The sequence below is a fragment of the Fluctibacter corallii genome (genome assembly GCF_025751585.1).
Lineage (GTDB): Bacteria > Pseudomonadota > Gammaproteobacteria > Enterobacterales > Alteromonadaceae > Fluctibacter_A > Fluctibacter_A corallii.
In genome coordinates, this window is the sequence record NZ_JAOWKX010000002.1 from 179,471 (window position 1) to 203,516 (window position 24,046).

The following is a 24,046-nucleotide window of genomic DNA, read 5'->3' on the forward strand; positions in this document are numbered from 1 at the left end:
CCGCATCAGTATGTTAAGGCAGCACCTTTCGTACCATAAAACGGCTGGTACGAACCATCGTTAGCGTTCTATGACGTAGCTTCAATAACAATAAATAAAACAACGGCACTAAAAACAAGCTCGTTAACGTGGATACAATTAAGCCACCAATAATGGCAATGGCCATTGGCGAATATGATGGCCCATCACCACCTAACTGCGTATTGCCAAGCGCAAGAGGAAGTAACCCTAATACTGTGGTGGCGACTGTCATCAATATCGGGCGAATACGGTCTAGGCACCCATTTACGATTGCGTCATGCAGGTTGGATCCTTGATGTATAAGCTGATTGATTCGGTCCACTAATACAATCCCGTTATTCACTACGATGCCCATCAGAATCAACATACCTATCATGCCCATTACTGACATAGGGGTTCCGGTCACGAAAAAGGCCCAGAAGACACCCGTAAAGGAAAAGAGCAGGGACGTGATTACCGACGTAGGCAGTAGTAACGACTCAAATAATGCCGCCATTACTACGTAGATCATGCAGATTGCCAACAGCATATTGGTGATCATAATGGCTTGTCCTTCGTCTTGACGTTGAAATCCACCGTCTAGTGTCCAACTGTAGCCCGTTGGCAGATTGACGTGAGACATGGCGCTTTCAATACGATCTCTGGCTTGCTCCATTGTGGTGTCTTCACTGAGGTTTGCACCAATAGTGAGAGAGGTTTGGCGATACGACCTTTCAATTTGTGACAATCGAGGTGCAACCTTAATGTCTGCGAGCATATCTAGCGTGATATTTTTAGTGCCATCTCGGATAATGGTTAACTGACGCATTTTTTCCAATGAGTGCTGTAGATCCTGATCGAACAACAGTTTGATACCAATCTCGCCAGTATCTCCGTGGCGGAATGTACGCAAATTCGAGCCGCGTAGTGCAACAGAGACAATGTCCGCGACGTCTTTTGCGCTCAATCCGAATCGGTAAGCTTTAACGCGATCAACGTTAATTTGTAATTCAAACTTGGTGCCATCAAGTTCGGTATTTACGTCTTCCAATCCCTCGATATTTCGCAGAATGGGCAGGATATTGTCAGAAATACTCATTAGCGTTTCTGATGCATTTCCTAACAAAGTGATTTTTACGCCACCACCATTACCTTCTTCCCACTGGAAGCTAGGGCGAGAGCGCGCAAGCTTTGGCATATTCTCAAGTATTTTTTCTTTTAGTTCGCTCACACTGAAGGGTAAATCTGGCTTTAAGGCGATTCGACTATTTGCACGGCCAGGCGTGTAGTAAGAATATACTTGCTCTATATGGAATGCGTCTTGGTTGTCATACAGATAGTTTTCTACCCGTGTGACTTCCTCTTCTACCTCTTCCAAACTATAGCTACCTTGAATATGGTAGTTAATGAACAAGCGATCTGCGCGATTGTTACCTTCATCGTCGCTGCTGACAACGCTTATTGGCACGGCTGTGCTAACTAAAATGGCAAGTGCGATAGCGACACTCTTTTTCTGGTGGCGTAGCATCCACGTTAATGTGCGGCCGTAACGTTGGTAAAATGCAGACTTTGTTTGTGTTTTTGTCGCGGGTGGACGTTTGACCTTTGTTGCAAGTAACGGTATTAGCGTTTGTGCTAGCAAAAGTGACGCAAACAACGAAATACAAATGGCAACCGCTACGTGCTCAAGAAATACGGTTATGTCGACTTTAACACCGACAATATTGGGAAGAAACACAATCGCGGTTGTCGCTGTGCCGGCAATAATCGCTAAGCTGACTTTAGCAACGCCTTTTTTGGTTGCGTCAATCGTATCGGCGTTGGTTTCTCGTTCATGAAAAATGCTCTCCGTTACTACAACGGCATTATCAACTAGCATACCTACCGCCAACATCAGCCCCATGAGTGACAGAATATTCAAGCTGTAGCCCATAAAATACATGCAAGCGAGGGTGATACAAATTGAAAATGGCACAGACAACACCACAATCAGCGTGGTAGTAATATTGCGCAGAAACAGGTATAGCACACCAATCGACAGTAATGCACCAATAAGGCCCGCATTGAGCACATCACGCAAACTAGAGGTGACGCTGTCTGCTTCATCGTTCATCACAAATAAGTTAATACCGTTGAAAGCCGTATTCTGTTTTGCGTCATTAACGACGTTTAGCACCCCTTTTGATACTTCAACCAGATTGGACCCTGACTCTCTAAAGATGTCTAAGCCTACAGCATAGGTTTGGTCTAAATGGCGTCCTTCAACGCGACGCGGTGTTTCATAGATAATATCTGCGATATCTCGTAGCCTAACGCTAGGCGTGATTAAAACATCACCAATTTCTTCTTTTGTTCTAAATTCGCCGTCTGGATTAACTGTAATTTTTTGCGCTTGGTCGTAGAAGCTGCCAGCTGTCATCGAAAAGTTTTCAGCCCGTAAGCGTTGAACCAGTTGTGCCGTGTCGATGTGCAATGCGGCAATCTTTTCGGCATTTAGTCGAATAGATATTTCTTTTTTCAATACCCCATACAGCGTCACGCGCGATACGCCCTTTACACGCTCTATTGGTGCTTTTAAGTTGCGCTCTAGCAAGTCATAGGCATTAGATAAATCGCGCTGACTTGATACACGCAATTGTACGATGGGCATATCATTGGTGTTAAATTTAAAGACCAATATGCGTTCGATGTCTTGAGGAAGCAGGTGACGAATGGCATCAATTTTTTCTCTGGCTTCGACACTCTTGGCTTTGATATTTTCGCCCCAAGCAAACTCAAGCATGATCTCTGCGCTGTCTTCATTTGAGCGTGACCGTAATCGTTTTATACCTGACATGGTCGCTAGCGCCTCTTCAACAGGGCGGGTGATCATTTTTTCAACCTCGGCAGGCGTTGCATTGTAATAAGGAATATTTACATACAACTCTGGTATTTCAATGCCGGGAAACCGCTCTAGGGGAAGAAGGCGGCTCGCGCCCAATCCCACTATCAGCAAAGAAAAGAAGAACATGCAAACGGTGACAGGGCGACGCAAAGCGAAAGACGCGAGCTGCGCACCGCTATGAGCGAATTTATCCATAAACTGGCTCCTCGATTTTTGTCGTATCTGGCTGCGCACCTTCATAGCGTTTGCGATCAAACACACTGTATATCGCCGGTATAAAAAATAGCGTCAATATTGAGGCAAACAGCAACCCGAATATCACGGTAATGGCCATCGGCGTTCGCATTTCAGCACCATCGCCTAAGCCAATAGCCATGGGTAAAAGGCCTAGTGTGGTGGTTAATGTTGTCATCATGATTGGGCGAAGACGAGATTGCGCGGCCTCGATAATGGCTGCGTGTTTTTCTGCGCCGTTAGCTCGAAGCTGATTGATGCGATCAATGAGTACGATAGCGTTGTTAACCACAATACCCGCCAACATAATTAGACCTATAAAGACCACCACACTCAAACTGGTATTGGTAAGATAAAGGCCATAAATCGAGCCTGCACATGCCAGTGGCACAGTAAACAAAATCAAAAATGGGTGTAGCAATGATTCAAATTGTGAAGCCATCACAAGATATACCATGAACACAGCCAGTAACAATGCAAATTGTAAAGACTGGAAGCTGTTCTGCATTTCTTCACTTTGTCCAGTAATCGTTAGGCTCAAATTTGGTGGTAGCTCAACATCGGCGAGCAATGCTTTTACCTCTTCAGTCGCTTCACCCAAATTACCGTAAGCCAGGTTACTAGAAATAATCACGACACGTTGTTGGCCTACACGGGTGATTTCACTCGGACCAATCGATTTCGACACGTCTGCCACAGCTGAAAGGGGAATAGGTGGTTGCTGTCCTGGATTAATAATCAGGCTGTTGATGTCTGCCACTGAGTCGCGTTGTGAATCGATTGCTCTGACTAAAATGTCAATTTGGCGGTCGTTCACGTTATAACGGCTTGCTATTTCGCCTCCCACCTGACTCGCAATGTGATTGGACACATCAGCGGCCGTCAATCCAAGTTGGGCTAAGCGACTGTGATCGAACACAACTTTCAACTCAGGCTTGCCCGCTTGCAAACTGGAAGATACATCGGCAAAACGCGCGTTTTCAGACAGACGCTCAACGATGTTATCTCCTTGTGCTTGTAATTGTTTGAGGTTGTACCCAACAACGTGAATCTCTAGTGGTGTCGCAAAGCTGAACAGTTCGGGTTGACCAAACTGGCTGATCACGCCGGGTTTGTTTTGGAGATATTGGCGTAATGCGGCTTTTGCATTGCTTGTTTGGGCTGGCGTCGCTGTGTCCGCCATAACAATATTAAGCTTGCCCCAATCATCTCCCCCTTGTGAGGGTGACGCATTCATCAGACTACCTGTTCCTGCGAGCGAGTAAGTACGATCTACGCCCTCCAAAGTCTCTGCGTAGGTAGCAAGATCCTTTAATACCGTATCAGTGACTTGTAATTGGCTACCAGTGGGCATATTGACTTCAACGAAGAACTCACCCTGAGATAAACTTGGCAACAAATTCATGCCCAGACGTGGCAACAGCAAAAGTGACGCCAAAGACAGTGTAACGACACCACCAATAACGATGTATTTCGCTTGCATTGCTTTGAGTAACGCTGAACTATAGCCACGTTCACAGCGTGTATATATCCAGTTAAATACGCCTGTAACTGGACGAAATATGACAGATAGTCCTTTGCCGATAATAGTGACAAGAAACTGCACTGTGGTGGTTAACATGAGAGGCAGGTAATAGAACATCACCACAAAGAGTTTACGCACGGGCCAAGTGAATAAATACAGCGCTTTTTTAACCGGATGCGTTGGCGTGTACTGACGCGACAATAAACTCGGGTCGACCTCCTGTTGGGTTGCAGTGGCAGCATCCGTGTGTGCATTAACTTTTTCTCTTGCTGCCAACATAGGAATAAGGGATAGGGCGACAATTAAAGACGCGGCAAGCGCAAATGTAACAGTAAGAGCTTGATCACTAAATAACTGGCCAGCAATCCCTTCCACAAACACCAGCGGAAAAAACACCGCCATTGTAGTTAACGTTGATGCGAATATCGCCATGGATACTTCTTTGGTACCTTGGGTTGCCGCTTCTTTAATCGCTGGATTTATTTGCTTATGACGGTCAATGTTCTCTAAAACAACAATACTGTTGTCTACTAGAAGACCAATGGCCAGTGCGATACCGCCCAAACTCATGATATTTAGGCTGATATCGTTGGCGTACATGAGGTTAAATGTGGCAATGATAGACACAGGAATAGAGATAGAAATAATCAGTGTTGGCCAGATATTACGAAGAAATAAATACAGCACAAACATAGACAACACACCACCGATAATCGCAGCGCGTTTGACCTCGCTAATCGCATTGCCGATAAATTGCGACTGGTCACGTATTAGTGTTAACGAATACTCCTCTGGCAGGGATTCGTGTAATTGTTGAAGGCGTGCTTCTACTTGTTTCGCAACATGAACGGTGTTGGCATCGCCTTCTTTATAAATGGCAATTTCTACACCTTCTATGCTGTTTACGCGGGTAACACTACTACGTTCTTTATGCGCATCGGTGATGGTTGCAATGTCGCCCAAACGAATGTGGCGTCCCTGGCGTGTTGCAATAAACACGTTGCGCATATCTTGAAGGCTATCGAATTGATTAAGGGTACGTACCAGATACTCTTGGGAACCGTCTTCAACACGTCCTCCCGCAGCGTTGATATTCTCTTCTTTTAACCGGGTGACAATGTCACTGATAGGAATATTGAGTTGACTAGACTTTTGTTGATCAATTAATACGTGTACTTCGGACTCTAGCCCACCGCCCACTTGTACTGATGCCACGCCATCAACCGATTCTAGCTTGCGTTTAATCTCTTCTTCAGCAAATGTGCGCATGCGTTTAAGTGCAGTTGGGGTGAGCGCATCTGCCTCGGTATTTCCACCAAAACCGTATTGGAGAACGGGATCTAAACTGGGGTTAAAACGCAGTATCAGCGGCTTTTTTACATCTAAAGGTAGGTTGATTACATCGAGTTTTTCGCGTACTTCCAGACTGGCAAATTCCATTTCTGTACCCCATTCAAATTCCAGGAGTACATCAGAACGGCCAGCCTTTGAAACCGATTTAACAGTCCGTACACCTTTTACAACCCCAACCGCCTCTTCGATCGGTTTAGATACCAACTGTTCAATCTCCGCTGGCGCAGCGCCAGCGTAATCGGTGCGTATTGTTAGTGATGGATAAGACAAATCAGGTAAAAGATTGATGGCCAATCTTGACAATGACACCATGCCAAACAATAAGACGGCAAAGGTGATCATCCACACGGTGACGGGTCGGTTAACCGACGTTTTTACAAAGCTCATAACGCGTTCTCCTGTTAACCGTTTACAATGTCAACAGGCGCTTGATCTTTCAGGTTTTGATGTCCGGTGATCACCACTTGTTGATTGGCTTTTAACCCGTCGAGGATTTCTACGAATCCATCTTCCTCGTAACCGATATTGACTTTCACACGCTTGGCTTTACCTTCTTCGATAACGAAAACGTTGTTTTCATTGTCAATTGATAGCAGAGCACGGCGCGGTAACAAAGTGGCTTGTTCTCGCGTGTCGTAATTTAAATTGACCTGAGCAAACATACCGGCTTTTAGTTGATTGTCTTCATTAGGGATGCGTAAAGTGACTTTGAATGTACCTGTTTGTGAGTCAATTACAGGGCTGATCCGCTCAACATAGCCCGTCACGGTTGCATTCGACAGTGCTGTTAAGCGCAAAGATGCACGTTGATTGGCGTGAACTTTTGCGAGCTCTTTTTCTGGCAAATGGACAATCCCGTATAAATCTTTTTGCTGCACAATATGAAACATGCGTTCACGTTGGAAAGACTCGGTGAGGTTACCTACTTTCGCATTTCGCTCGGCAATATAGCCCGAGATAGGGGCAACAATCGTGGCTTCTTTGAGGTCTAGTTCGGCTAATTTCAATGTAGCTTGTGCCGCTTCGTATTGGGCGGTCAGTTTGTCATAAATGTCGTCGCTAACGAGTTTCTTGTCGTATACCTTATTGATTTTGGCGAGCTCTTTTTCGATGCCTTGAAGGTCAGCTTTTGCGCGGCGCAGGCTTAGAATGTAACGCTGAGGGTCAAGTTGCGCTAGCACCTGTCCTTTTTCTACGTAGTCGCCTTCTTCCACCAGAATTTTCTCGATAATGCCCGATGCTCGCGCAACGACAAAGGCTTCTTCCTTGGCTTCCAGAATCGCAGTTGTGGCATAGTTGGAAGATATTGCGCCAATTGATGTGTGGCCGACTTCAACGGGAATTGCAATTTCTTGAACAGCAACGTCTTGTTGATTAGTGGCTTCTGCATCAAAGCACCCCGATAGTTGCGAAGTTGTTAGCAATAGTCCGCTGGTCAACATCAAAGTGCGTAGTGTTGATTTCCGTAATTCCATATTCTTATCCCCTCAGCGTGGCAGAAGTCTGTGTTTTCCTCTTTGGGTTTTTACGCCAGACTTACCGTAAATTAGTGATGTAGTTGCAGAGACTGCATTCCGCGTGCCATGAATAAATTTACTTTAAAAACAGTAATTTAACTGTGTGTAATTGTAAGGGAGTGTGTCTGTTTTTTGAAAATTAGTGAAAAAGGCTAAATAGTCGTGAGTTTGCTCACTAATGATAGAGCAGGGTGGGTAGAACAAGGTTCAGGAGCCAATGAGTGCTCCTGACCATGTTAACTAATAACGAAACTACGCAGGTTTAATTTCGTATGAGGTAGTAATGTCTACATTGCCTTTGAGCATCAGCATCACAGAACAATATTTTTCGGCACTTAAAGATACGGCGCGTTGGACTTGTTTTTCGCTGATATCGTGTCCCGTCACAACATATTTGGCATGAATTGCAGTGAATACCATAGGGGGCGTTTTCGCGCGCTCGGCAACTAACTCGCACTGGCAATCCGTGATGTCTTGTCTGGCTTTTTTAAGAATTTCCACAACATCAATTGAGGAGCAGGCGCCTGCTGCCAACAACACGCTTTCCATTGGTGTCGGATTTTTTTTCGTGCCGTCCATTAATACGGTGTGGCCGGTTGATGTCTCGCAAGAGAACGTCATATCTCCTTGCCATTTCACATGCGCTTTCATACTTGCTCCTTATTTGCTGATAAGTGTAATTTTGTCTTTTTCCAGCACGATACGCTTTTGCTTATAAAGCGCGCCTAAGGCTTTTTTGTAGGCACCTTTACTTACGCCAAAACGCTGGCTAATTTCATTTGCTGGGCTTTTGTCTGTTAGTGTTGAGATTCCACCATGTGCCTCTAAATCGTCTAGGATTTGGTCTGCCAAGCTAGCACGCGCGTTGTCATCATGAAACTGAAAACACAGATCGATTTTGTCGTCGCTGCGAATACGTTTAATAAATCCGTCAACGGTGTCGCCTACACGCAATGGAAAGATAACTTCATCTTTGAAAATAAGTCCAAGGTGACTGCCGTCGATAATGGCTTTATAACCAAGCTCAGTTTTACCGTAAATAAGCAATTTTACTGGCTGTTTAGCACGAAAGTGCTGTTCATTTGTCTCGTCCAGAAAGCGATGAAGTTTTGTCGATGCCGCAAGGCGATCGGTTTCCTCATCTTGATAAACAAACACCACATAGCCAAGGCGTTCCTGAAGTGGCTTGGCTTGCTCGGAATGAGGTACTAATAGATCTTTTTTTAATCCCCAATCTAAGAAAGCCCCAACACCCGTAACGTGTTTCACTCGCATGAATGCCACATCATTTAACATTGCATTGGGCGTGTTTAACGTAGCGACCAGACGATCATCGCTATCGTGATAAACGAATACGTCTAATGCCATGCCAATCTCACAAGGATCGGGCGCATCTTCGAGAGGCAGTAATACCGCATCTTCTGGACTGTCTTCGAGTGAATGTTTTAAATAAAACCCGAAAGGAAAAGCATCCGACACAAGGAGGCGATTTATTTGGCCAATATTGAGCATAAATTCTGACTTTTTTCTTAATTTAAGTAACATAGCTATTGTATCTGATTTTACTGCGGTAGGGATAATGAAACTCAATAGCGATTTAGGTGAAAGTTATGGGATCTGGAAAATGGCAGATGACCGAGCCATTTTGCCGTTGATCGATATGGCGAATATTGCATGTGGTTTTCATGCCGGTGATGCAATGGTCATGCGTAATACTGTCGTGGCAGCCATAGAAAATCAGGTAGAAATTGGTGCGCATCCCTCTTATCCAGATTTGCAAGGATTCGGTCGACGTAGCATGCGTTTGCCCGCAGAAGAACTTCACGCCATGTTGATATATCAGCTTTCCGCATTAGACGGAATTGCGCAGTGTGTAGAAGGGGCTGTCACCTATATGAAACCCCACGGTGCACTGTACAACGATATGATGAAAGATTTCGGTGTATTTCAGACTGTTGTTGAGGCGACGTCTTCGTTTTATCGACCGATTGAGTTGGTGATTCAAGCGGGACTACACAACTCTGCGTATCAGCAAATTGCGTCTAAAAACGGAGTAACGCTGCGTTATGAAGCGTTTGCCGATAGGCGTTATATGCCAAGTGGTCAGCTCACTCCTCGTGAGCAACAAGGCGCAGTGCTAAGCCTCAAAGAAATGGTAGAGCAAGCTAAAATGTTAATTAAGGACGGGCGAGTAAAAGCGTCTGACGGTTCATGGTTGGCATTAGAGGCAGATACATTGTGTGTGCATGGTGATTCGACGGACGCCTTGCAGGCGATTCAACAGATTCGTTCCTTACTGTAGTCACAATGCAAATTGATATATTTCCCGCATCAGAAGATGCTCTCATAGTGTATGTAAAAGATACAGATGGTATATGTGCCAATCAGTTAATTGGCCAGATTGCTCAATACTTACTCTACCCAGAGAGGGACGAGCATCATGCAGAATTGTCTTGCTGGTTGCGCGATGTTACGCCGTCTTACCATTCAATATTGGTGCGTTACAACCCACTTATCACTGATCATTTTGCGGTGAAGTCTTTGCTTCAAGAGGTGAGTACAATTGCCCAGTGTGGGAAATCTGAAGCAATGCGACACCATAAAATTCCGGTTTACTTTGGTATGCCCGACGAACTCGACTGGCTAAGGGTGTCTCATGTGACCGGGTTGTCACAGTCAGATTATTTAGATGCATTTTTATCATGTACGTTTCGGGTATTCGCCCTTGGCTTTGCGCCAGGATTTGGCTTCTTAGGAACCTTGCCTGACGCTTTGCGCGTACCACGTTTAGATTCGCCACGAAAACATGTACCAGCGGGAGCCCTTGCAATAGCAGAGTCACAAACTGCTATTTATCCATCGTCGTCTCCCGGCGGCTGGAATTTGATTGGTCGTACCGCGGTGCCATTATTTTGTGCCACATCGCCGCAGCCAAATCGCTTTAGGGTAGGCGACAGCGTGAGCTTTACGGCTATCGATCTGCTTACCTACGAAGCGCAATGTGCAGAGGTGGAGCGTGATTGAGATAATATCGGTTTCAGGCCAAGCATTAATTGTCGGAGCACAGAGAGAACGTGTTGCGTCTATGGGGATAACCGCTGCTGGAGCGTCAGATCAAACTGCCTTTAATCTTGCTAATAGGCTTTGTTCCAACGATGCTAATTCAGCAGGCATTGAGATTTTATTTGGTTCGCTGTCTTTTATTGCCCACAAAACGTGTTTTATTGCAGTGACAGGTGCTATGTCTGACATACATAAAGATCACACTGCTGTGGCGATGAATCGAACGGTGCAACTTGACGCTGGAAGCCGAGTTGACATTGCATGCCCAACGTTGGGCATGCGAGCCTATTTGGCGGTATCAGAAGGATTTGATGTACCCGCTATATTTGGCAGCCCAACCACATCGCAGCGAGAGAAACTGGGGGGAGTAGATAGTGTCGGAAGCCTGTTAAAAGCCGGGGATAAGCTTCCGTTATCGGCGCAAGTAGGCAGTGTTCGCAGACTGTATCGGATGCCTTTGCACGAAGAATCGCTAACGTCTACATCACTTACATCTGCACCGATTACATTGAGAGTGGTAGAGGGGTTTCAGGCTCATGAATTCTCCCCCGTGTCGCGTGCTACATTCTACGCCTCAACCTATACTGTCACGCCTGATGCAAACCGAATGGGCGTGAGGTTACAAGGCGCACAAATCGGATGGGATAAACGGGGGCTGGTATCCGAAGGAATAACCCGTGGTGCAGTGCAGATTCCACCGAATGGCCAACCTATTGTGATGATGGCAGAGTATCAGACGATAGGGGGATACCCTAAATTGGGTAGCGTGTTTAGTCATGATGTAGACAAGTTGGCTCAATGCCGTCCTGGTGATTTGGTAGTGTTTTCTCCTATCTCGATTGAGAATGCGCATAACTTACTCAATTTACGTGCTTTTGCACAAAGAAACATTCACCTATTGCCCATACCAGAGTAAGATAAACATAATTTTTAATGCACTTTACTTATCGACTGCTGAGTCAAATCGGCTAACAGGACATGTATGGGAATTGTATATCTCAACGGTGAGTTTATTCCGGCTGAAAATGCGAAAATATCGCCAATGGACAGAGGCTTTCTGTTCGGTGATGGAGTTTATGAAGTGATCCCCTCCTACCAAGGGAAATTAGTGGGATTTGGTCCGCATATTGCCCGTCTTCAAAACAGTTTGCGCGAAATTGCGCTAAGCCTGCCGATGGCAGAGCGTGATTGGCGAGACATTGCCACGACATTGCTGAGTCAAAATAAGTATGAAAATGCAGGAATTTATATTCATGTGAGCCGTGGTGAGGATGTTAAGCGTTTTCATGGTTTTCCCAAAAATACCAAACCGACGGTGTTTGCTTACGCGTTTGAAATTCCCCCACAACAACCCATTGATCAATGTTCTGGAAAAGGGTTGGCAATCACGACTGCCGAAGATCTGCGCTGGAAACGGTGCAATATTAAATCTACGTCATTGCTGGGGCATGTGTTGCATTTCCAGTCTAGTCAAGATGAGGGCGCCAATGAAGTGGTGCTATACAATGGCAAGAATGAAGTGACGGAAGCGGCTGCGTGCAATGTGTTTATCGTTAAAAATGATGTGATTTCCACGCCTGAACTGAATAATCAGCTACTACCGGGCATTACGCGTCAGATTTTACTCGATATGTTGAATAAAGAAGGTATCTTCGAAATTCAGGAACGGGTTGTCTTGCTTGATGAATTGCTCGATGCCGATGAGGTATGGCTGACTAGTTCAAGCAAAGGGGTTGCACCAGTGACAAGCATTGATGGCAACCCAGTTGGGAAAGGCGTGCCGGGGGACTTGGCAAAAGTGGTGCAGCGATTATATTTGGCACACCAGTTCGACTATTGATGTACAACCAGTGAAACAGAGAACCTTATTTTCATGAGTCGCCCTACTCAAATCCGTATCGATTTAAACGCGTTAAAACATAACTGCCAACTGGTCAAAGCGACTGCGCCAGATAGTCAAATCGTTGCAGCAATTAAAGCGGATGCATATGGTCATGGCAGTGTCGAGGTTGCTCGAACGCTTCAGTCGGAAGTTGCGCGCTTTGCTGTATCTTGTTTAGAGGAAGCCAGACATATTCGTGAAGAAGGCATTGATGTACCGCTATTACTCCTCGAAGGATGTTTTAGCGCTGATGAGTACACCACCTGTGAGACGCTCGGTATTGACGTCGTTGTGCATTGCGAAACTCAAGTTGCTCACCTCGAAGCGGTGACGTTATGCCAGCCTATACATATTTGGCTAAAAATAGACACAGGTATGCATAGATTAGGCGTAATGCCTAAACATGCCCTTGCGCTTTGGGCGCGTTTGTCGGCTATTCCACATGTGACGGTGAGTACATTAATGACGCATTTTGCCAGTGCCGATGAAATAAAAAATGAATTAAATGCTCGCCAATTACATCGCTTTATGGCGGTGAAACAAGACATTCATGAAGCATCGCCAGACGCTATCTTTTCAACCAGTTTAGCTAATTCTGCTGCGCTGATGTCGATACCACAAAGCTGCGGGGATTTTGTTAGGCCAGGTATCATGCTGTACGGACTATCTCCGTTTAATGGTACCCATGCCATCGCTGATCAGTTAAAGCCCGTGATGACATTCCAATCAAGCGTTATAGCAGTGAGAGATATCGAACCTGGAGAATATGTAGGGTATGGCAATACTTGGCAGGCGCAGCGACATTCCCGAATTGCGACTATTGCCGCAGGATACGGCGATGGGTACCCAAGAAATGCCAAATCAGGTACACCGATCCTTATCAATGGTCAGCGTGCTAAACTCGCAGGACGTGTTTCCATGGACATGATAACGGCCGATGTGACAGACCTCAAAGAGATAAATATTGGTGATGAGGTTGAGTTATGGGGGCAAAATCTGAATGCCAACGAAGTTGCACACTGGTCAGACTCGAGTAGTTATGAATTAGTGACGCGCATGCCAACGAGAACGCCAAAAACATTTTTGGGCTGAATAACACGTTCGAATATCGGTACGACCGCTTCAGGGCTTAATTACAATATCGAAATAAAAAACGGTGTCTGTTGACACCGTTTTTTTAAGAAGAATATCTCGGATTATGATAAATCCGAAATAGCGTATATTTCACTAATTTTCGTCACATGAACCGTCTGTACATTCGCCATACAGGTATAAGCTATGGTGCGTAAGTTTCATATTGTTTGCTTTGGCAATCTCTTCTTGGCGTTGCTCGATAACGGGATCTTCAAACTCGATCACTTTGCCGCATTTTAAGCATACTAAATGGTCGTGATGTTTTTTGTGGCTAATTTCAAATACAGACTTACCGCCTTCAAAGTGGTGGCGGTTCAGAATGCCGGCATCGTCGAATTGGTTAAGAACACGATAAACTGTTGCCAGACCAATCTCTTCGCCTTGCTCGATCAGGATTTTGTACACGTCTTCGGCGCTAATATGCTGATTTTCTGGCTCTTGAAGTATTTCTAAGATCTTTAGGCGTGGCAATGTGACTTTGAGGCCTGCTTTCTTTAGTTCTTTGTTCTGATCCATTATGCATTCTGGTCTGCTAAATATTGGCACTATTATAGGGGAGTAAATGAGTTTTAAAAGCGTTTATCTTCCAACTCGTTAAAAACTGTACTTGTTGATAGTTATTTCGTCTTTTTAGGATTTATACGTAGCCAAGTCATCGTACCAGCTGTTACACTAGTGTAATAAATGTAAAAAAATGGTATTTGAGCTGTCAATAAGGACGCGATTGACCTTAAATATTATTTACCCTTTGACGATATAAAAGAAAAAATAAGCGATTCTGGACATGCAATTGAATGTAGTTACCAAGTTGGTATTGGGCTTTGTGGCTCTAGGCTGTTTGTTACTTTTCACAAATGTAATTTCATATTTTGGATTGAATGAAATTAAGCAATCAGCAGAAGTGGTTGTAAACGAAAAGATGCCCATCCAAGAGAGGATGTTAGAGGTTCAAAATACACTGCTCACATTGGCGAAGGAATCCACCAGCGGATATTACAAACAATCGCTTGAGGGCGTGAATGAGAGTCACGCAGCCTTTGGTACGCTCTCTGATAAACTCCAAGGATACATTGCTGGTGTTGCTTCGTTGGTGGTAAACCGGCAACAATTTGAGAAGGGTGTCAGTCAATCAAATACCTATCTTTCACTTAGCGAAAAAATGTATCAGACCCGAAAGGAACAACTCAATCTAGACTCCCAAATAGACGCGCTTGCTCAACAGATACTCAGAGGTACTGATGAAGCGAGTGCGTTGATGATGGATTTGTCATACATAGAAAGCGACTCGCCTCAGCTCGATACCTTAATCGGCACTGGCACCAATATCGACAACAAGTTACTGCCCATGCTTAATTCAGTAAAAGAATATGTGTCGGTAACAGATCCTGAGTTGAGTGACACGATAAAAGGAGACATTGAATTTGTGTTGAGTAATGTTGCTGTCGATAAAGACTATCTCAATCGTCTTGCGGAAGAAGTAGACACCGATGGCGTGGTTGATATGTTTAACGAACAATTTGCGAATGTTCAGTCTATGGTGATGTCTGAATCAGGGCTCTTTGCATTACAAAGTAACAAAATTGCATTGCTACAAGAAGCCCAACAGCAAATGGAAGCAGCAGAAGATGCACAGATACAAGCCATTGATGTGTTCTCAGCCATTTTTGAACAGGTGAACGAAGATGCGAAAGCCGGACAACGGGATATATTAGAGGTAGTCGAGAGCAATATTCTTACTTCTGTTTTCGTGATGATTGTGGCGTTTATTTTTATTGCTGTTAGCGCGACCTTGGTTGCCAGAATTATCTCGCGCCCGTTAACTAAAATTCAAAATAGCCTAAGTATTATTAGTAATGGCGATCTAACGCACCTTGCTGACACGCAAGGCCAAGATGAGTTTTCTGTCCTTGCGCAAAACGTTAACCAACTTTCTCAAAGTCTCCATGCTGTTGTCGGACAAATGCGGGTTCAAGCTGATCAACTTGAAAGTGCTACCAAAGAAAGTGCTCAACTGGGTGAGAAAACCCTTCAGCAAGTCGATATGCAGCGTGATAAGGTGAATGTCGCGTCAAATAATACACAAACAGTAAAAGAAACCAGCCAGTCTACCCTTGAGCAAATTCGTTTTGCGATGGAGCAGCTTGACAATGTGAGAGCGCAATCGTCTTCGGCTAGCCAACTTGTGACCAAGAGCCGTCAGCAAATTAGCTTGGTTGCCAAGCACTCAGATACGTCGTCAGAAATTATGCAGCGTTTAGCAGATAACAGTATTAAGATTGGCAGTATTCTAGATGTGATTAAAACGATCGCAGAGCAAACGAATCTACTCGCATTAAATGCAGCCATCGAAGCTGCAAGGGCGGGAGAGCAGGGAAGGGGCTTTGCTGTTGTTGCAGATGAGGTTAGAACGTTAGCAAACCGAACACATGATTCTACGGAAGAAATCGAGACGATGATTGCGGCTTTGCAAAAAGATTCTGAACAAGCAGTTCATGCAATTAATGAGGGAGCAAAACAAAGCCAAGAGAGCGTTGCATTAATCACGCAGGTGAACGAACAAGTGGCAGATATTCAATCAATTATTGATAAACTGTTTGAGGTTAACCAGCACATAGTGACAGACACCGAAACACAAGATCGCTTACTTGATGAAGTTACACGTGAGTTAGCTCAAATTGTACAGCTAGCAAAACAGAATGCCACTTACACTCAACAGTCTAACGAAGCAACACATCACGTAGATAAAATGATGCATCAAATGCGAGAGTCTGTATCTAAATTTACGGTGTAGCATTGTTAGAAGTATTTTTTCTTACCCTACACTTTCTGACACATCAACAATTTTGTTTTTAATCACGTCTGAGATAAATTTAGCGCGTTTTGTCAGGGGCGCCACTGTATTGTGAATCAAGAAAATCGGTTCTAAAACGGGATTTTCTAAGCTAAACGCTGATATTGATGCCTGATTTCGGTAAGCCAGTACCGCTGACTTAGGAAGTACAGTGAATCCTAACCCTAAACTAACGGGATCAAGAATCAAACTAATTTGATTTGAAAAGCCGCTCTGCTTTATTGAGGAGATGCTCGTAAATTCTGAATAGTTTTCTGCTAGTAGTGACGTTCCATGCAATTCACCATCGGGGTGATTGATAAAGCCGAGCTGTTCGATTGCCGTCCAAGTAGGCTCTTTGTATTTTGATGGCAACACGAGCAAAAGAGGATCGTTTCCAATTTTTAAACTGGTGATGTCTGCTAAAGTTGGGCGCAGTGTCACTATACCAATATCTGCTTTTCGTTGGCTGATAGCACGTTCTGTGTCGGTGTTGGGAGCAAAACGAAATTGAATCGATAGCTGTGGATGAGTCCTTTGCTCATGGAGCAATCTTTCATAAAGCAATAATCCTACTCCGCCAGGCGACATAATACTGACTTCTCCTTCATATGGGCTATCCTTTTTAATTTCGGATGGTAGCGATTCTAGGGTATCTAAAATAGCTATTGCGTGCTCATAGAGCGTTTTTGCTGCTTCCGTAGCGATGATGTGCTTGCCTTTACGAATGAAAAGTTGTGCGCTGAGTTGCTCTTCAAGCTTGTGTATGTGCTGGCTTACGCCAGGTTGCGTCATATGTAATACCTGAGCGGTTTGAGTGAAATGTGTGTTTCGGTACAAGACGCAAAACGTTTTGAGAAATATCGGATTTATCATAATAATTTATTATTTAAGTGATTATTAATGATAATTTAACGTAATTATTTGGCTGGCGTAAACTGTATTGGTTGAACATTCATTCATATTCATGTAATCACTGGAGGCGAAATGACAAAGTCTGTTTATCCGAGAACCTTCTCGCATATTGGTATTTCTGTTCCCGATCTTGAAGAAGCAGTCAAATTCTACACTGGCGTTATGGGGTGGTACCTTATAATGGAGCCAACGACGATAGAAGAGGACGATTCTGCAATAGGAGAAATGTGCACTGATGTTTTCGGCAAAGGTTGGGGAAGTTTTAAGATCGCGCATCTTTCAACAGGTGACAGAGTAGGCGTAGAGATATTTCAGTTCCCGAATCAGCAAACCCCAGACAATAATTTTGAATACTGGAAAACGGGTGTCTTTCATTTCTGTGTGCAGGACCCAGATGTTGAAGGGTTAGCCGAGAAAATAGTCGCAGCGGGGGGCAAGCGACGTATGGAGAAACCTCGTTATTATTACCCAGGTGAAAAGCCCTACAGAATGATTTATATGGAAGATCCTTTCGGTAATATCGTAGAAATTTATAGCCACAGCTACGAATTAATCTACAGTGCGGGCGCGTATTAAATCGCTTCTAAAGAGTATAAAACTGAAAAAGGAGCCATCGGCTCCTTTTTGTGCTCAATACTACCTAAGCTTAAGCTAATTCGGCTAAGCACATCTCTTCGTGGAGCTGCTTACACCAAGCTTTAACACGGCTATCTGTTAGTTCAGGTTGACGGTCTTCATCAATGCCCAAACCCACGAAATGATTTTCGTCAGCCATGCCTTTTGATGCTTCAAAATCGTAGCTTTCTGTTGGCCATTGACCGATTAAAATTGCACCTTTAGGTTCAACAATATCTCTGATCATGCCCATCGCATCAAGAAAATATTCTGCGTAATCTTCTTGATCTCCGCAACCGAAAATAGCCACTAACTTATCTGCAAAATCGATTTCTTCCAATTCAGGAAAGAAATCGTCCCAATCACATTGAGCCTCACCATAATACCAGGTGGGAATACCAAAGATTAGCAGGTCAAAGTCTGCAATTTGCTCTTTACTGCTCTTGGCGATGTCGTGAACCTCAATCAGGTTTTTACCCAGCTCTTTTTGGATCATTTTGGCAACATGCTCGGTGTTGCCAGTGTCGCTTCCGAAGAACAGACCTACACTTGCCATTTTTTAAGACACCTCAAGTTTATAAATCAAAGAAATAACCTAATTATCCGGTTACTCCGCTAGACTGCCAGAAGACTTGAATGAGCCCTTTGGCAATAAAGCCGGCCGCACCTAAAAAGAGTACTAGATACGCAATTGCGCGACCGAACATAGGAACATCGTTCTTTTTCAGCACATCGTGGATCGCAAATCCCATCAAGACAAACAGGCCTGCAAGGGCCAAATTTAAGATGATTGCTTCAATTTGCTCGTAATATTCATTTAGCATTTTAGTTCATCGAAGTGTGAAACGGCGCGAACTATATCACATATCAGTCATTAATCGAATGCTAATGACTCTTATTCGCACACGTTAGTCATTAATAAAATTTCTGACAATATGATTGAAGGCTGCTGGTTTTTCTGCATGTAACCAGTGTCCTGCGCTTCCAATCACTTTTGCCTGACTATTTGGAAACAATGCGAGAATTCGCTCTTTATACGCTGGTTTAATGTAATCTGATCGTCCTCCTTTGACAAAAAGTACTGGGTTATCAAATGTGCCCTTAACAGGCAATGCTCCGGACAGCGTATCATAGTTACGCTCTAGCATGGGTAAATTAAATCGCCATTGCCATTGTCCGTTCTCTTGATAAAGGCTTTTTAATAGAAATTGTCTGACGCCCGTTTCTGATATGCACTCGGCTAGCATAGCATCGGCGTCTGATCGTGTATTGATAGATGTCAAATCAACGTTATTTAAACCTTGAAAAACCGATTGATGTCTTGCTTCATAGGCGACAGGGGCAATATCAGCCACAATTAATCTTTCTATTTTTATTGCGCCTTCTAAAGCGACTTGCATTGCGACTTTCCCTCCGAGTGAATGACCTAAGAGGATGTAAGAATCGAATGACAATGAATCTAGCAATTCCACGATCTGCTTAGCGTAATCAGAAAATGAAAACGTATTCGAGTGCGTAGATTTACCATGATCGGGTAAATCAATAGAAATAACACTGCGTTCTGATTCAAATTCACGTCTCACTAGAGCTAGGTTTTCTAAGCTTCCAAACAAACCGTGGATCAACACGAGTGGAGCGCGAGATTGGCCGTCTGCATGGGCTTCATCTGCAGGAAAATGTGAAATTTGATAGTGTAAAGTCATACAACGCCATTACGAATAATTTTGCTAAAAGTATTGGGGCGAAACTACGCATTTCAAGTCAAGGTAAGAAAAAGCCCATTTCAGCGTGATGGCTATATGGTTATGTAGTAGGAAATAGAATTGGGTAAAGAGTAAAGGCCACATGAGTGACCTTTATCTTGATTTAGTGATTATAGTAAGAAATCGTCTAAATCTTTTCCGTCGGCCAATGCTTGAGAAAAGACTTTCGGCATTCTACCAATGCCCGTCCAAGTATGCTCAGAGCCGTCTTTATCACGAAGAATATATTTAACAGGGCGTTTTGAACCGGTTTTTCTTAGCTTTTTCGCGACATCAGTTGATTGAAGATCTTCAAGTGCTAGCCCTGCTTCTTCTAATTGCTTACAAATCGCATCTATCTTATCGAGCTTTTCTTTTTCAACCTTTCTAAGTTCCTCTTCTTTAACGCGGCGCGTTTCGATAATTTTATTTAATTTATCTGCAACTTCTGTCAATTCTTCTAAAGATAAATCCTTAACTGCGCCTTGAAGACGTCTTCCGTGAGTTAAAATAGATAAAAACTCGTTCATTCTTGGTACCTAAAATATAATGTGGTTTGCAAATCTAAATTGGAGTTTAACTTAATTTAATCAAAAAAAAAGCGACTAATGCCGCTTTTTCTTAATTAATTTACAAATCAATACCTACATATTTGGATAATTTGGCCCACCTGTACCTTCAGGTGTGACCCAAGTGATATTTTGACTCGGGTCTTTAATATCACAGGTTTTGCAGTGAACACAGTTCTGACTATTAATTTGAAAAACTTTATTTCCTTGTTCATCTTCCACTACTTCGTATACGCCAGCAGGGCAATACCTTTGCGCGGGTTCAGCGTATTTAGGAAGATTTACGTTAATGGGTATATCGGGATTATTTAATTTTAAATGAGAAGGCTGATCTTCTTCGTGATTCGTATTTGATAGAAATACGGAAGACAGTTTATCAAAACTTAACACACCGTCAGGTTTTGGATATGCAATCATTTCACATGACGATGCGTCCTTTAATTGCGCATAATCTTTGTGGTTGTCTTGAAGATTAACAAACATATTTCCGCCAAAGAAATTTTGCTCAACTGTGTTAAATACACCTCCCCAAAAGCTCCCAAACTTGTGCATCGCAGGACCAAAATTTCTGGAATGATAAAGTTCATCATAAACCCAAGATGCCTTAAATGCTTCCTCAAATTCTGTTAAATCTTTACCCTCAGCACGCTCTTCCGACAGGGCTGTAAAGAGGGTTTCAGCCGCTAGCATGCCTGTCTTCATTGCCGTATGGTTGCCTTTAATTTTCGCGAAATTCAACGTACCCGCATTACAACCCACTAACATACCGCCAGGGAAGGTCATCTTGGGAAGGGAATTAAATCCACCTTTAGTGATTGCTCGTGCACCATAAGAAACGCGCTTTCCGCCTTCGAGGTATTGTTTAAACACTGGGTGGTGTTTCATTCGCTGAAATTCGTCAAATGGACTTAGGTGTGGATTGTCGTAATTTAAATCGATAATTAGCCCAACAAAGACTTGATTGTTTTCAGCGTGGTAGAGATAACTACCGCCATTACAGTCAGTAAGTGGCCAGCCACCAGAGTGAACGACTAGGCCTTCATGATGCTTTTCAGGATCGATATCCCAAATCTCTTTGAAGCCAATGCCATAATGTTGAGGTGACTTGCCTTCATCCAAGCCAAATTTCTCGATAAGTTGTTTACCTAAATGGCCACGGCAACCTTCGGCAAAAATAGTTTGTTTGGCACGTAACTCCATGCCGGGCATATAGGAATCTTTTTGTTCACCATTAGCCCCAATACCCATATCACCTGTAATGACTCCGCCAATACTGCCATCTTCGTTTTCAATCAATGAAGCGGCGGGGAAGCCTGGAAATATCTCAACCCCCAGTTGTTCTGCTTGCTCAGCAAGCCAGCGACAAACATTGCCCATACTCACAATGTAGTTGCCTTCATTGTGCATGGTTTTTGGGGTGATGGCATTAGGAAGCTTCTGGGCGCGCGTGTCGTCATTTAGCAGATAAATATGGTCTTCTGACACTTTGGTATTGAGCGGCGCATTTTTTTCTTTCCAATCTGGAATGAGCTCGTTTAACGCCTTTGGTTCAAATACTGCACCAGATAGAATATGTGCACCGACTTCTGAGCCTTTTTCAACAACGCATATCATCAGCTCTTGTTGTTTTTCGTTGGCAAGCTGCATGAGTCGAATAGCTGTTGAGAGCCCAGCAGGTCCTGCTCCGACTATGACGACATCAAATTCCATAGATTCGCGTTCCACTGGTTTCTCCTTTGTTATAGTAAACTATTAGTTAAAGAAATTTTGACCATTGTCAAAAATAAGTAAATTTAATGAAGGTCAAAAGGGTAGTGTTGGTTGACGCTCACGTCAACTATAAGTACATTGACGCCACCCGAGCGGTAAAACCGTATTACCCTACCTGAGACATATCAGGCAGTTTATGATTGTGTCTCGGTATTATATTGTAAAACGCCTAAGCATAGAGGTGAAAATGAAAATACTTGTGCCGGTTAAACGCGCCATCGATTACAACGTTAAGGTGAGAGTAAAACCTGACAATTCGGCGGTTGACCTTACGAATACAAAAATGTCTATCAATCCATTTTGCGAAATTGCAGTGGAAGAAGCGGTTAGATTGAAGGAAAAGGGCGTTGCAACTGAAATAGTTGTGGTGTCTATTGGTGACAAAGCCTGTCAGGAGCAAATTCGAACTGCATTAGCACTGGGTGCTGATCGCGGTATCCAAATTGACACTGACGCACAGCTTGACTCGCTTCAAATCGCCAAACTTTTACAAAAGGTGGTTGAAGAAGAATCACCAGAGTTGGTGATTTTAGGTAAGCAGTCAATTGACTCAGACAACAACCAGACTGGTCAAATGCTAGCCGCTTTGACGGGCATGCCTCAGGGCACGTTTGCGTCAGAAGTGAATGTTGATGACGGCAAGGTGAATGTTACCCGTGAAATTGACGGTGGTTTGCAAACCGTGCAACTGACGCTTCCAGCGGTTGTCACGACTGATTTACGCTTAAATGAGCCGCGTTACGCCTCACTTCCGAATATTATGAAAGCCAAGCGTAAGCCGTTAGACGTAAAAAGTGCAGCAGATTTTGGTGTCGATTTAACGTCGCATGTTTCTGTGATTAAAGTGACGCCTCCACCACAGCGTGAAGGTGGTATTAAAGTGGCGGATGTTGCTGAGTTGGTTGAAAAGTTAAAAAATGAAGCGAAGGTGATCTAATGGCGATTCTTGTATACGCAGAACACGATAATCAGCACTTAAAGTCTGAAACCAGCAAATTGATCACCGCTGCGCAAAAAATGGGAGGAGATATTCACCTTCTTGTTGCTGGCGAAAATGTTGGTGACATTGCACAAGACGCTGCAAAAATCTCTGGCGTGGCAAAAGTGATTGTTGCTGACAACAATGCTTACGCGCACCAATTGGCGGAAAATATCGCTGATTTGGTGCTGGAACTTGGCAAAGCATACTCGCATATTCTTGCTGCTGCGACGACAACGGGTAAGAACTTCATGCCGCGCGTGGCTGCACTTTTAGATGTTGCACAAATATCTGACATCATTGATGTAGAAAGTGACGACACATTTGTAAGACCGATTTACGCGGGCAATGCAATTGCGACAGTGAAAACATCAGATGCAATAAAAGTGGTGACTGTGCGTGCGGCGGCGTTTGATGCAGCAAGCGCTGAAGGTAGTGCACCTATCGAGAACGTTGAAACGGTAAAGCTAGCCGAGAAATCTGCCTTTGTTAGCGAGTCGTTGACAGAATCGGAGCGTCCAGAACTGACTGCTGCAGACGTGATTATCTCGGGTGGCCGTGGCATGCAAAATGGTGAAAACTTCAAATTACTTGAAGGGATTGCAGACAAATTAGGTGCTGCGATTGGCGCATCACGTGCAGCTGTAGATGCCGGATTTGTGCCGAATGATATGCAAGTAGGACAAACGGGTAAAATTGTCGCACCTCAACTCTACATTGCTGTTGGAATTTCGGGTGCCATTCAGCATCTTGCTGGGATGAAAGATTCAAAGATCATTGTGGCAATTAACAAAGATGAAGAAGCGCCTATTTTCCAGGTTGCAGATTATGGCTTGGTGGGCGATCTATTTGAGGTGCTGCCTGAATTAGAGTCTTCACTTTAATAATTTTGTCATAACATTTCTTAACACAAATCGACGCTCACTGTTCAGGTGAGCGTTTTTTCTGTTGCATATCTGATTGTCTTTTTCTTTTCTTGAAATCTCATTCGACAGCTTATAATTTGCCTGTTCTCCGGCTTCTGGTTTTGTCTT

The 24,046-nt window shown here is 43.9% G+C and carries 21 protein-coding genes; 9 read left to right on the forward strand and 12 right to left on the reverse strand.

The genetic code is table 11. The features are described 5' to 3' along the window. Nucleotides 1-13: 13 nt before the first annotated feature. From OE749_RS04360 to OE749_RS04380, 5 genes are all read right to left on the reverse strand, one after another. Nucleotides 14-3,079, reverse strand: coding sequence for an efflux RND transporter permease subunit (locus OE749_RS04360; RefSeq protein WP_263711136.1), 3,066 nt, complete (start codon nt 3,077-3,079; stop codon nt 14-16). Continuing rightward, nucleotides 3,072-6,383: an efflux RND transporter permease subunit gene (locus tag OE749_RS04365; RefSeq protein WP_263711137.1), complete on the reverse strand. Its 3,312-nt coding sequence runs from the start codon at nt 6,381-6,383 to the stop codon at nt 3,072-3,074. The genes OE749_RS04360 and OE749_RS04365 overlap by 8 nt, the downstream gene beginning before the upstream one ends. Nucleotides 6,384-6,397: 14 nt before the next feature. After that, nucleotides 6,398-7,471 (reverse strand): efflux RND transporter periplasmic adaptor subunit, encoded by a 1,074-nt coding sequence (locus OE749_RS04370; RefSeq protein ID WP_263711138.1) that lies wholly within the window; start codon nt 7,469-7,471, stop codon nt 6,398-6,400. Between the two features lie 294 nt (nt 7,472-7,765). Continuing rightward, nucleotides 7,766-8,164 (reverse strand): OsmC family protein, encoded by a 399-nt coding sequence (locus tag OE749_RS04375; RefSeq protein WP_263711139.1) that lies wholly within the window; start codon nt 8,162-8,164, stop codon nt 7,766-7,768. A gap of 9 nt (nt 8,165-8,173) precedes the next feature. After that, the gene (locus OE749_RS04380) at nt 8,174-9,058 is read right to left on the reverse strand and encodes a CvfB family protein (protein ID WP_263711140.1); all 885 of its coding nucleotides are present in this window, start codon (nt 9,056-9,058) and stop codon (nt 8,174-8,176) included. Nucleotides 9,059-9,092: 34 nt separating this feature from the next. Here OE749_RS04380 and OE749_RS04385 point away from each other — a divergent pair, with 34 nt between their 5' ends. The 5 genes from OE749_RS04385 to alr all read left to right on the forward strand — a co-directional run bounded on the left by OE749_RS04385 (nt 9,093) and on the right by alr (nt 13,550). Continuing rightward, a complete protein-coding gene (locus tag OE749_RS04385) occupies nt 9,093-9,815 on the forward strand; it encodes a 5-oxoprolinase subunit PxpA (RefSeq protein ID WP_263711141.1) in 723 nt (240 codons plus the stop codon). Between the two features lie 5 nt (nt 9,816-9,820). After that, nucleotides 9,821-10,537 (forward strand): 5-oxoprolinase subunit B family protein, encoded by a 717-nt coding sequence (locus tag OE749_RS04390; protein WP_263711142.1) that lies wholly within the window; start codon nt 9,821-9,823, stop codon nt 10,535-10,537. Then, a complete protein-coding gene (locus tag OE749_RS04395) occupies nt 10,530-11,492 on the forward strand; it encodes a 5-oxoprolinase subunit C family protein (protein WP_263711143.1) in 963 nt (320 codons plus the stop codon). The genes OE749_RS04390 and OE749_RS04395 overlap by 8 nt, the downstream gene beginning before the upstream one ends. A 66-nt stretch (nt 11,493-11,558) precedes the next feature. After that, a complete protein-coding gene (locus OE749_RS04400) occupies nt 11,559-12,416 on the forward strand; it encodes a D-amino acid aminotransferase (RefSeq protein WP_263711144.1) in 858 nt (285 codons plus the stop codon). 33 nt (nt 12,417-12,449) lie between these two features. Then, nucleotides 12,450-13,550, forward strand: coding sequence for an alanine racemase (gene alr, locus OE749_RS04405; RefSeq protein ID WP_263711146.1), 1,101 nt, complete (start codon nt 12,450-12,452; stop codon nt 13,548-13,550). Between the two features lie 135 nt (nt 13,551-13,685). Here alr and fur read toward each other — a convergent pair whose 3' ends face one another. Continuing rightward, nucleotides 13,686-14,108, reverse strand: a complete 423-nt coding sequence (gene fur, locus OE749_RS04410; protein ID WP_318527864.1) for a ferric iron uptake transcriptional regulator — start codon at nt 14,106-14,108, stop codon at nt 13,686-13,688. A 268-nt stretch (nt 14,109-14,376) separates the two neighbouring features. On the opposite strand from fur, the gene OE749_RS04415 reads away from it, so the two are divergent. Next, complete coding sequence (locus tag OE749_RS04415; RefSeq protein WP_263711147.1) at nt 14,377-16,383, forward strand: methyl-accepting chemotaxis protein; 2,007 nt, start codon at nt 14,377-14,379, stop codon at nt 16,381-16,383. Nucleotides 16,384-16,404: 21 nt separating this feature from the next. Here the strand turns inward: OE749_RS04415 and OE749_RS04420 are convergent, their stop codons facing one another. Further along, nucleotides 16,405-17,298, reverse strand: a complete 894-nt coding sequence (locus OE749_RS04420) for a LysR family transcriptional regulator (protein WP_263711148.1) — start codon at nt 17,296-17,298, stop codon at nt 16,405-16,407. Nucleotides 17,299-17,409: 111 nt separating this feature from the next. On the opposite strand from OE749_RS04420, the gene OE749_RS04425 reads away from it, so the two are divergent. Further along, nucleotides 17,410-17,913 carry a lactoylglutathione lyase family protein gene (locus OE749_RS04425; protein WP_263711149.1) on the forward strand — a complete coding sequence of 168 codons (504 nt, stop codon included), beginning with the start codon at nt 17,410-17,412 and terminating at the stop codon, nt 17,911-17,913. A gap of 70 nt (nt 17,914-17,983) precedes the next feature. On the opposite strand, the gene fldA is transcribed toward OE749_RS04425, so the two are convergent. From fldA to OE749_RS04450, 5 genes are all read right to left on the reverse strand, one after another. Next, nucleotides 17,984-18,508: a flavodoxin FldA gene (fldA, locus tag OE749_RS04430; protein ID WP_263711150.1), complete on the reverse strand. Its 525-nt coding sequence runs from the start codon at nt 18,506-18,508 to the stop codon at nt 17,984-17,986. Between the two features lie 43 nt (nt 18,509-18,551). Next, complete coding sequence (locus OE749_RS04435; RefSeq protein ID WP_263711152.1) at nt 18,552-18,776, reverse strand: DUF2788 domain-containing protein; 225 nt, start codon at nt 18,774-18,776, stop codon at nt 18,552-18,554. Between the two features lie 84 nt (nt 18,777-18,860). Next, nucleotides 18,861-19,655 carry an alpha/beta fold hydrolase gene (locus OE749_RS04440; protein ID WP_263711153.1) on the reverse strand — a complete coding sequence of 265 codons (795 nt, stop codon included), beginning with the start codon at nt 19,653-19,655 and terminating at the stop codon, nt 18,861-18,863. A 170-nt stretch (nt 19,656-19,825) separates the two neighbouring features. Then, nucleotides 19,826-20,224, reverse strand: a complete 399-nt coding sequence (locus OE749_RS04445) for an H-NS histone family protein (protein ID WP_263711155.1) — start codon at nt 20,222-20,224, stop codon at nt 19,826-19,828. Between the two features lie 114 nt (nt 20,225-20,338). Next, nucleotides 20,339-21,973, reverse strand: a complete 1,635-nt coding sequence (locus OE749_RS04450; RefSeq protein WP_263711501.1) for an electron transfer flavoprotein-ubiquinone oxidoreductase — start codon at nt 21,971-21,973, stop codon at nt 20,339-20,341. A 247-nt stretch (nt 21,974-22,220) separates the two neighbouring features. On the opposite strand from OE749_RS04450, the gene OE749_RS04455 reads away from it, so the two are divergent. Together OE749_RS04455 and OE749_RS04460 are read left to right on the forward strand one after the other, a co-directional pair. Further along, complete coding sequence (locus tag OE749_RS04455) at nt 22,221-22,970, forward strand: electron transfer flavoprotein subunit beta/FixA family protein (RefSeq protein ID WP_263711156.1); 750 nt, start codon at nt 22,221-22,223, stop codon at nt 22,968-22,970. After that, on the forward strand, nt 22,970-23,896 hold the full coding sequence (locus OE749_RS04460; RefSeq protein ID WP_263711157.1) for an electron transfer flavoprotein subunit alpha/FixB family protein: 927 nt from the start codon (nt 22,970-22,972) through the stop codon (nt 23,894-23,896). Before OE749_RS04455 ends, OE749_RS04460 begins: the two co-directional genes overlap by 1 nt. The last annotated feature ends 150 nt before the right edge of the window (nt 23,897-24,046 follow it).

Coding starts and splice junctions, on each gene's coding strand:
- OE749_RS04360 (WP_263711136.1), bottom strand. CDS start 3,079: ATGGATAAATTCGCTCATAGCGGTGCGCAGCTCGCGTCTTTCGCTTTG.
- OE749_RS04365 (WP_263711137.1), bottom strand. CDS start 6,383: ATGAGCTTTGTAAAAACGTCGGTTAACCGACCCGTCACCGTGTGGATG.
- OE749_RS04370 (WP_263711138.1), bottom strand. CDS start 7,471: ATGGAATTACGGAAATCAACACTACGCACTTTGATGTTGACCAGCGGA.
- OE749_RS04375 (WP_263711139.1), bottom strand. CDS start 8,164: ATGAAAGCGCATGTGAAATGGCAAGGAGATATGACGTTCTCTTGCGAG.
- OE749_RS04380 (WP_263711140.1), bottom strand. CDS start 9,058: ATGTTACTTAAATTAAGAAAAAAGTCAGAATTTATGCTCAATATTGGC.
- OE749_RS04385 (WP_263711141.1), top strand. CDS start 9,093: ATGAAACTCAATAGCGATTTAGGTGAAAGTTATGGGATCTGGAAAATG.
- OE749_RS04390 (WP_263711142.1), top strand. CDS start 9,821: ATGCAAATTGATATATTTCCCGCATCAGAAGATGCTCTCATAGTGTAT.
- OE749_RS04400 (WP_263711144.1), top strand. CDS start 11,559: ATGGGAATTGTATATCTCAACGGTGAGTTTATTCCGGCTGAAAATGCG.
- alr (WP_263711146.1), top strand. CDS start 12,450: ATGAGTCGCCCTACTCAAATCCGTATCGATTTAAACGCGTTAAAACAT.
- fur (WP_318527864.1), bottom strand. CDS start 14,108: ATGGATCAGAACAAAGAACTAAAGAAAGCAGGCCTCAAAGTCACATTG.
- OE749_RS04415 (WP_263711147.1), top strand. CDS start 14,377: ATGCAATTGAATGTAGTTACCAAGTTGGTATTGGGCTTTGTGGCTCTA.
- OE749_RS04420 (WP_263711148.1), bottom strand. CDS start 17,298: ATGATAAATCCGATATTTCTCAAAACGTTTTGCGTCTTGTACCGAAAC.
- OE749_RS04425 (WP_263711149.1), top strand. CDS start 17,410: ATGACAAAGTCTGTTTATCCGAGAACCTTCTCGCATATTGGTATTTCT.
- fldA (WP_263711150.1), bottom strand. CDS start 18,508: ATGGCAAGTGTAGGTCTGTTCTTCGGAAGCGACACTGGCAACACCGAG.
- OE749_RS04435 (WP_263711152.1), bottom strand. CDS start 18,776: ATGCTAAATGAATATTACGAGCAAATTGAAGCAATCATCTTAAATTTG.
- OE749_RS04440 (WP_263711153.1), bottom strand. CDS start 19,655: ATGACTTTACACTATCAAATTTCACATTTTCCTGCAGATGAAGCCCAT.
- OE749_RS04445 (WP_263711155.1), bottom strand. CDS start 20,224: ATGAACGAGTTTTTATCTATTTTAACTCACGGAAGACGTCTTCAAGGC.
- OE749_RS04450 (WP_263711501.1), bottom strand. CDS start 21,973: ATGGAATTTGATGTCGTCATAGTCGGAGCAGGACCTGCTGGGCTCTCA.
- OE749_RS04455 (WP_263711156.1), top strand. CDS start 22,221: ATGAAAATACTTGTGCCGGTTAAACGCGCCATCGATTACAACGTTAAG.
- OE749_RS04460 (WP_263711157.1), top strand. CDS start 22,970: ATGGCGATTCTTGTATACGCAGAACACGATAATCAGCACTTAAAGTCT.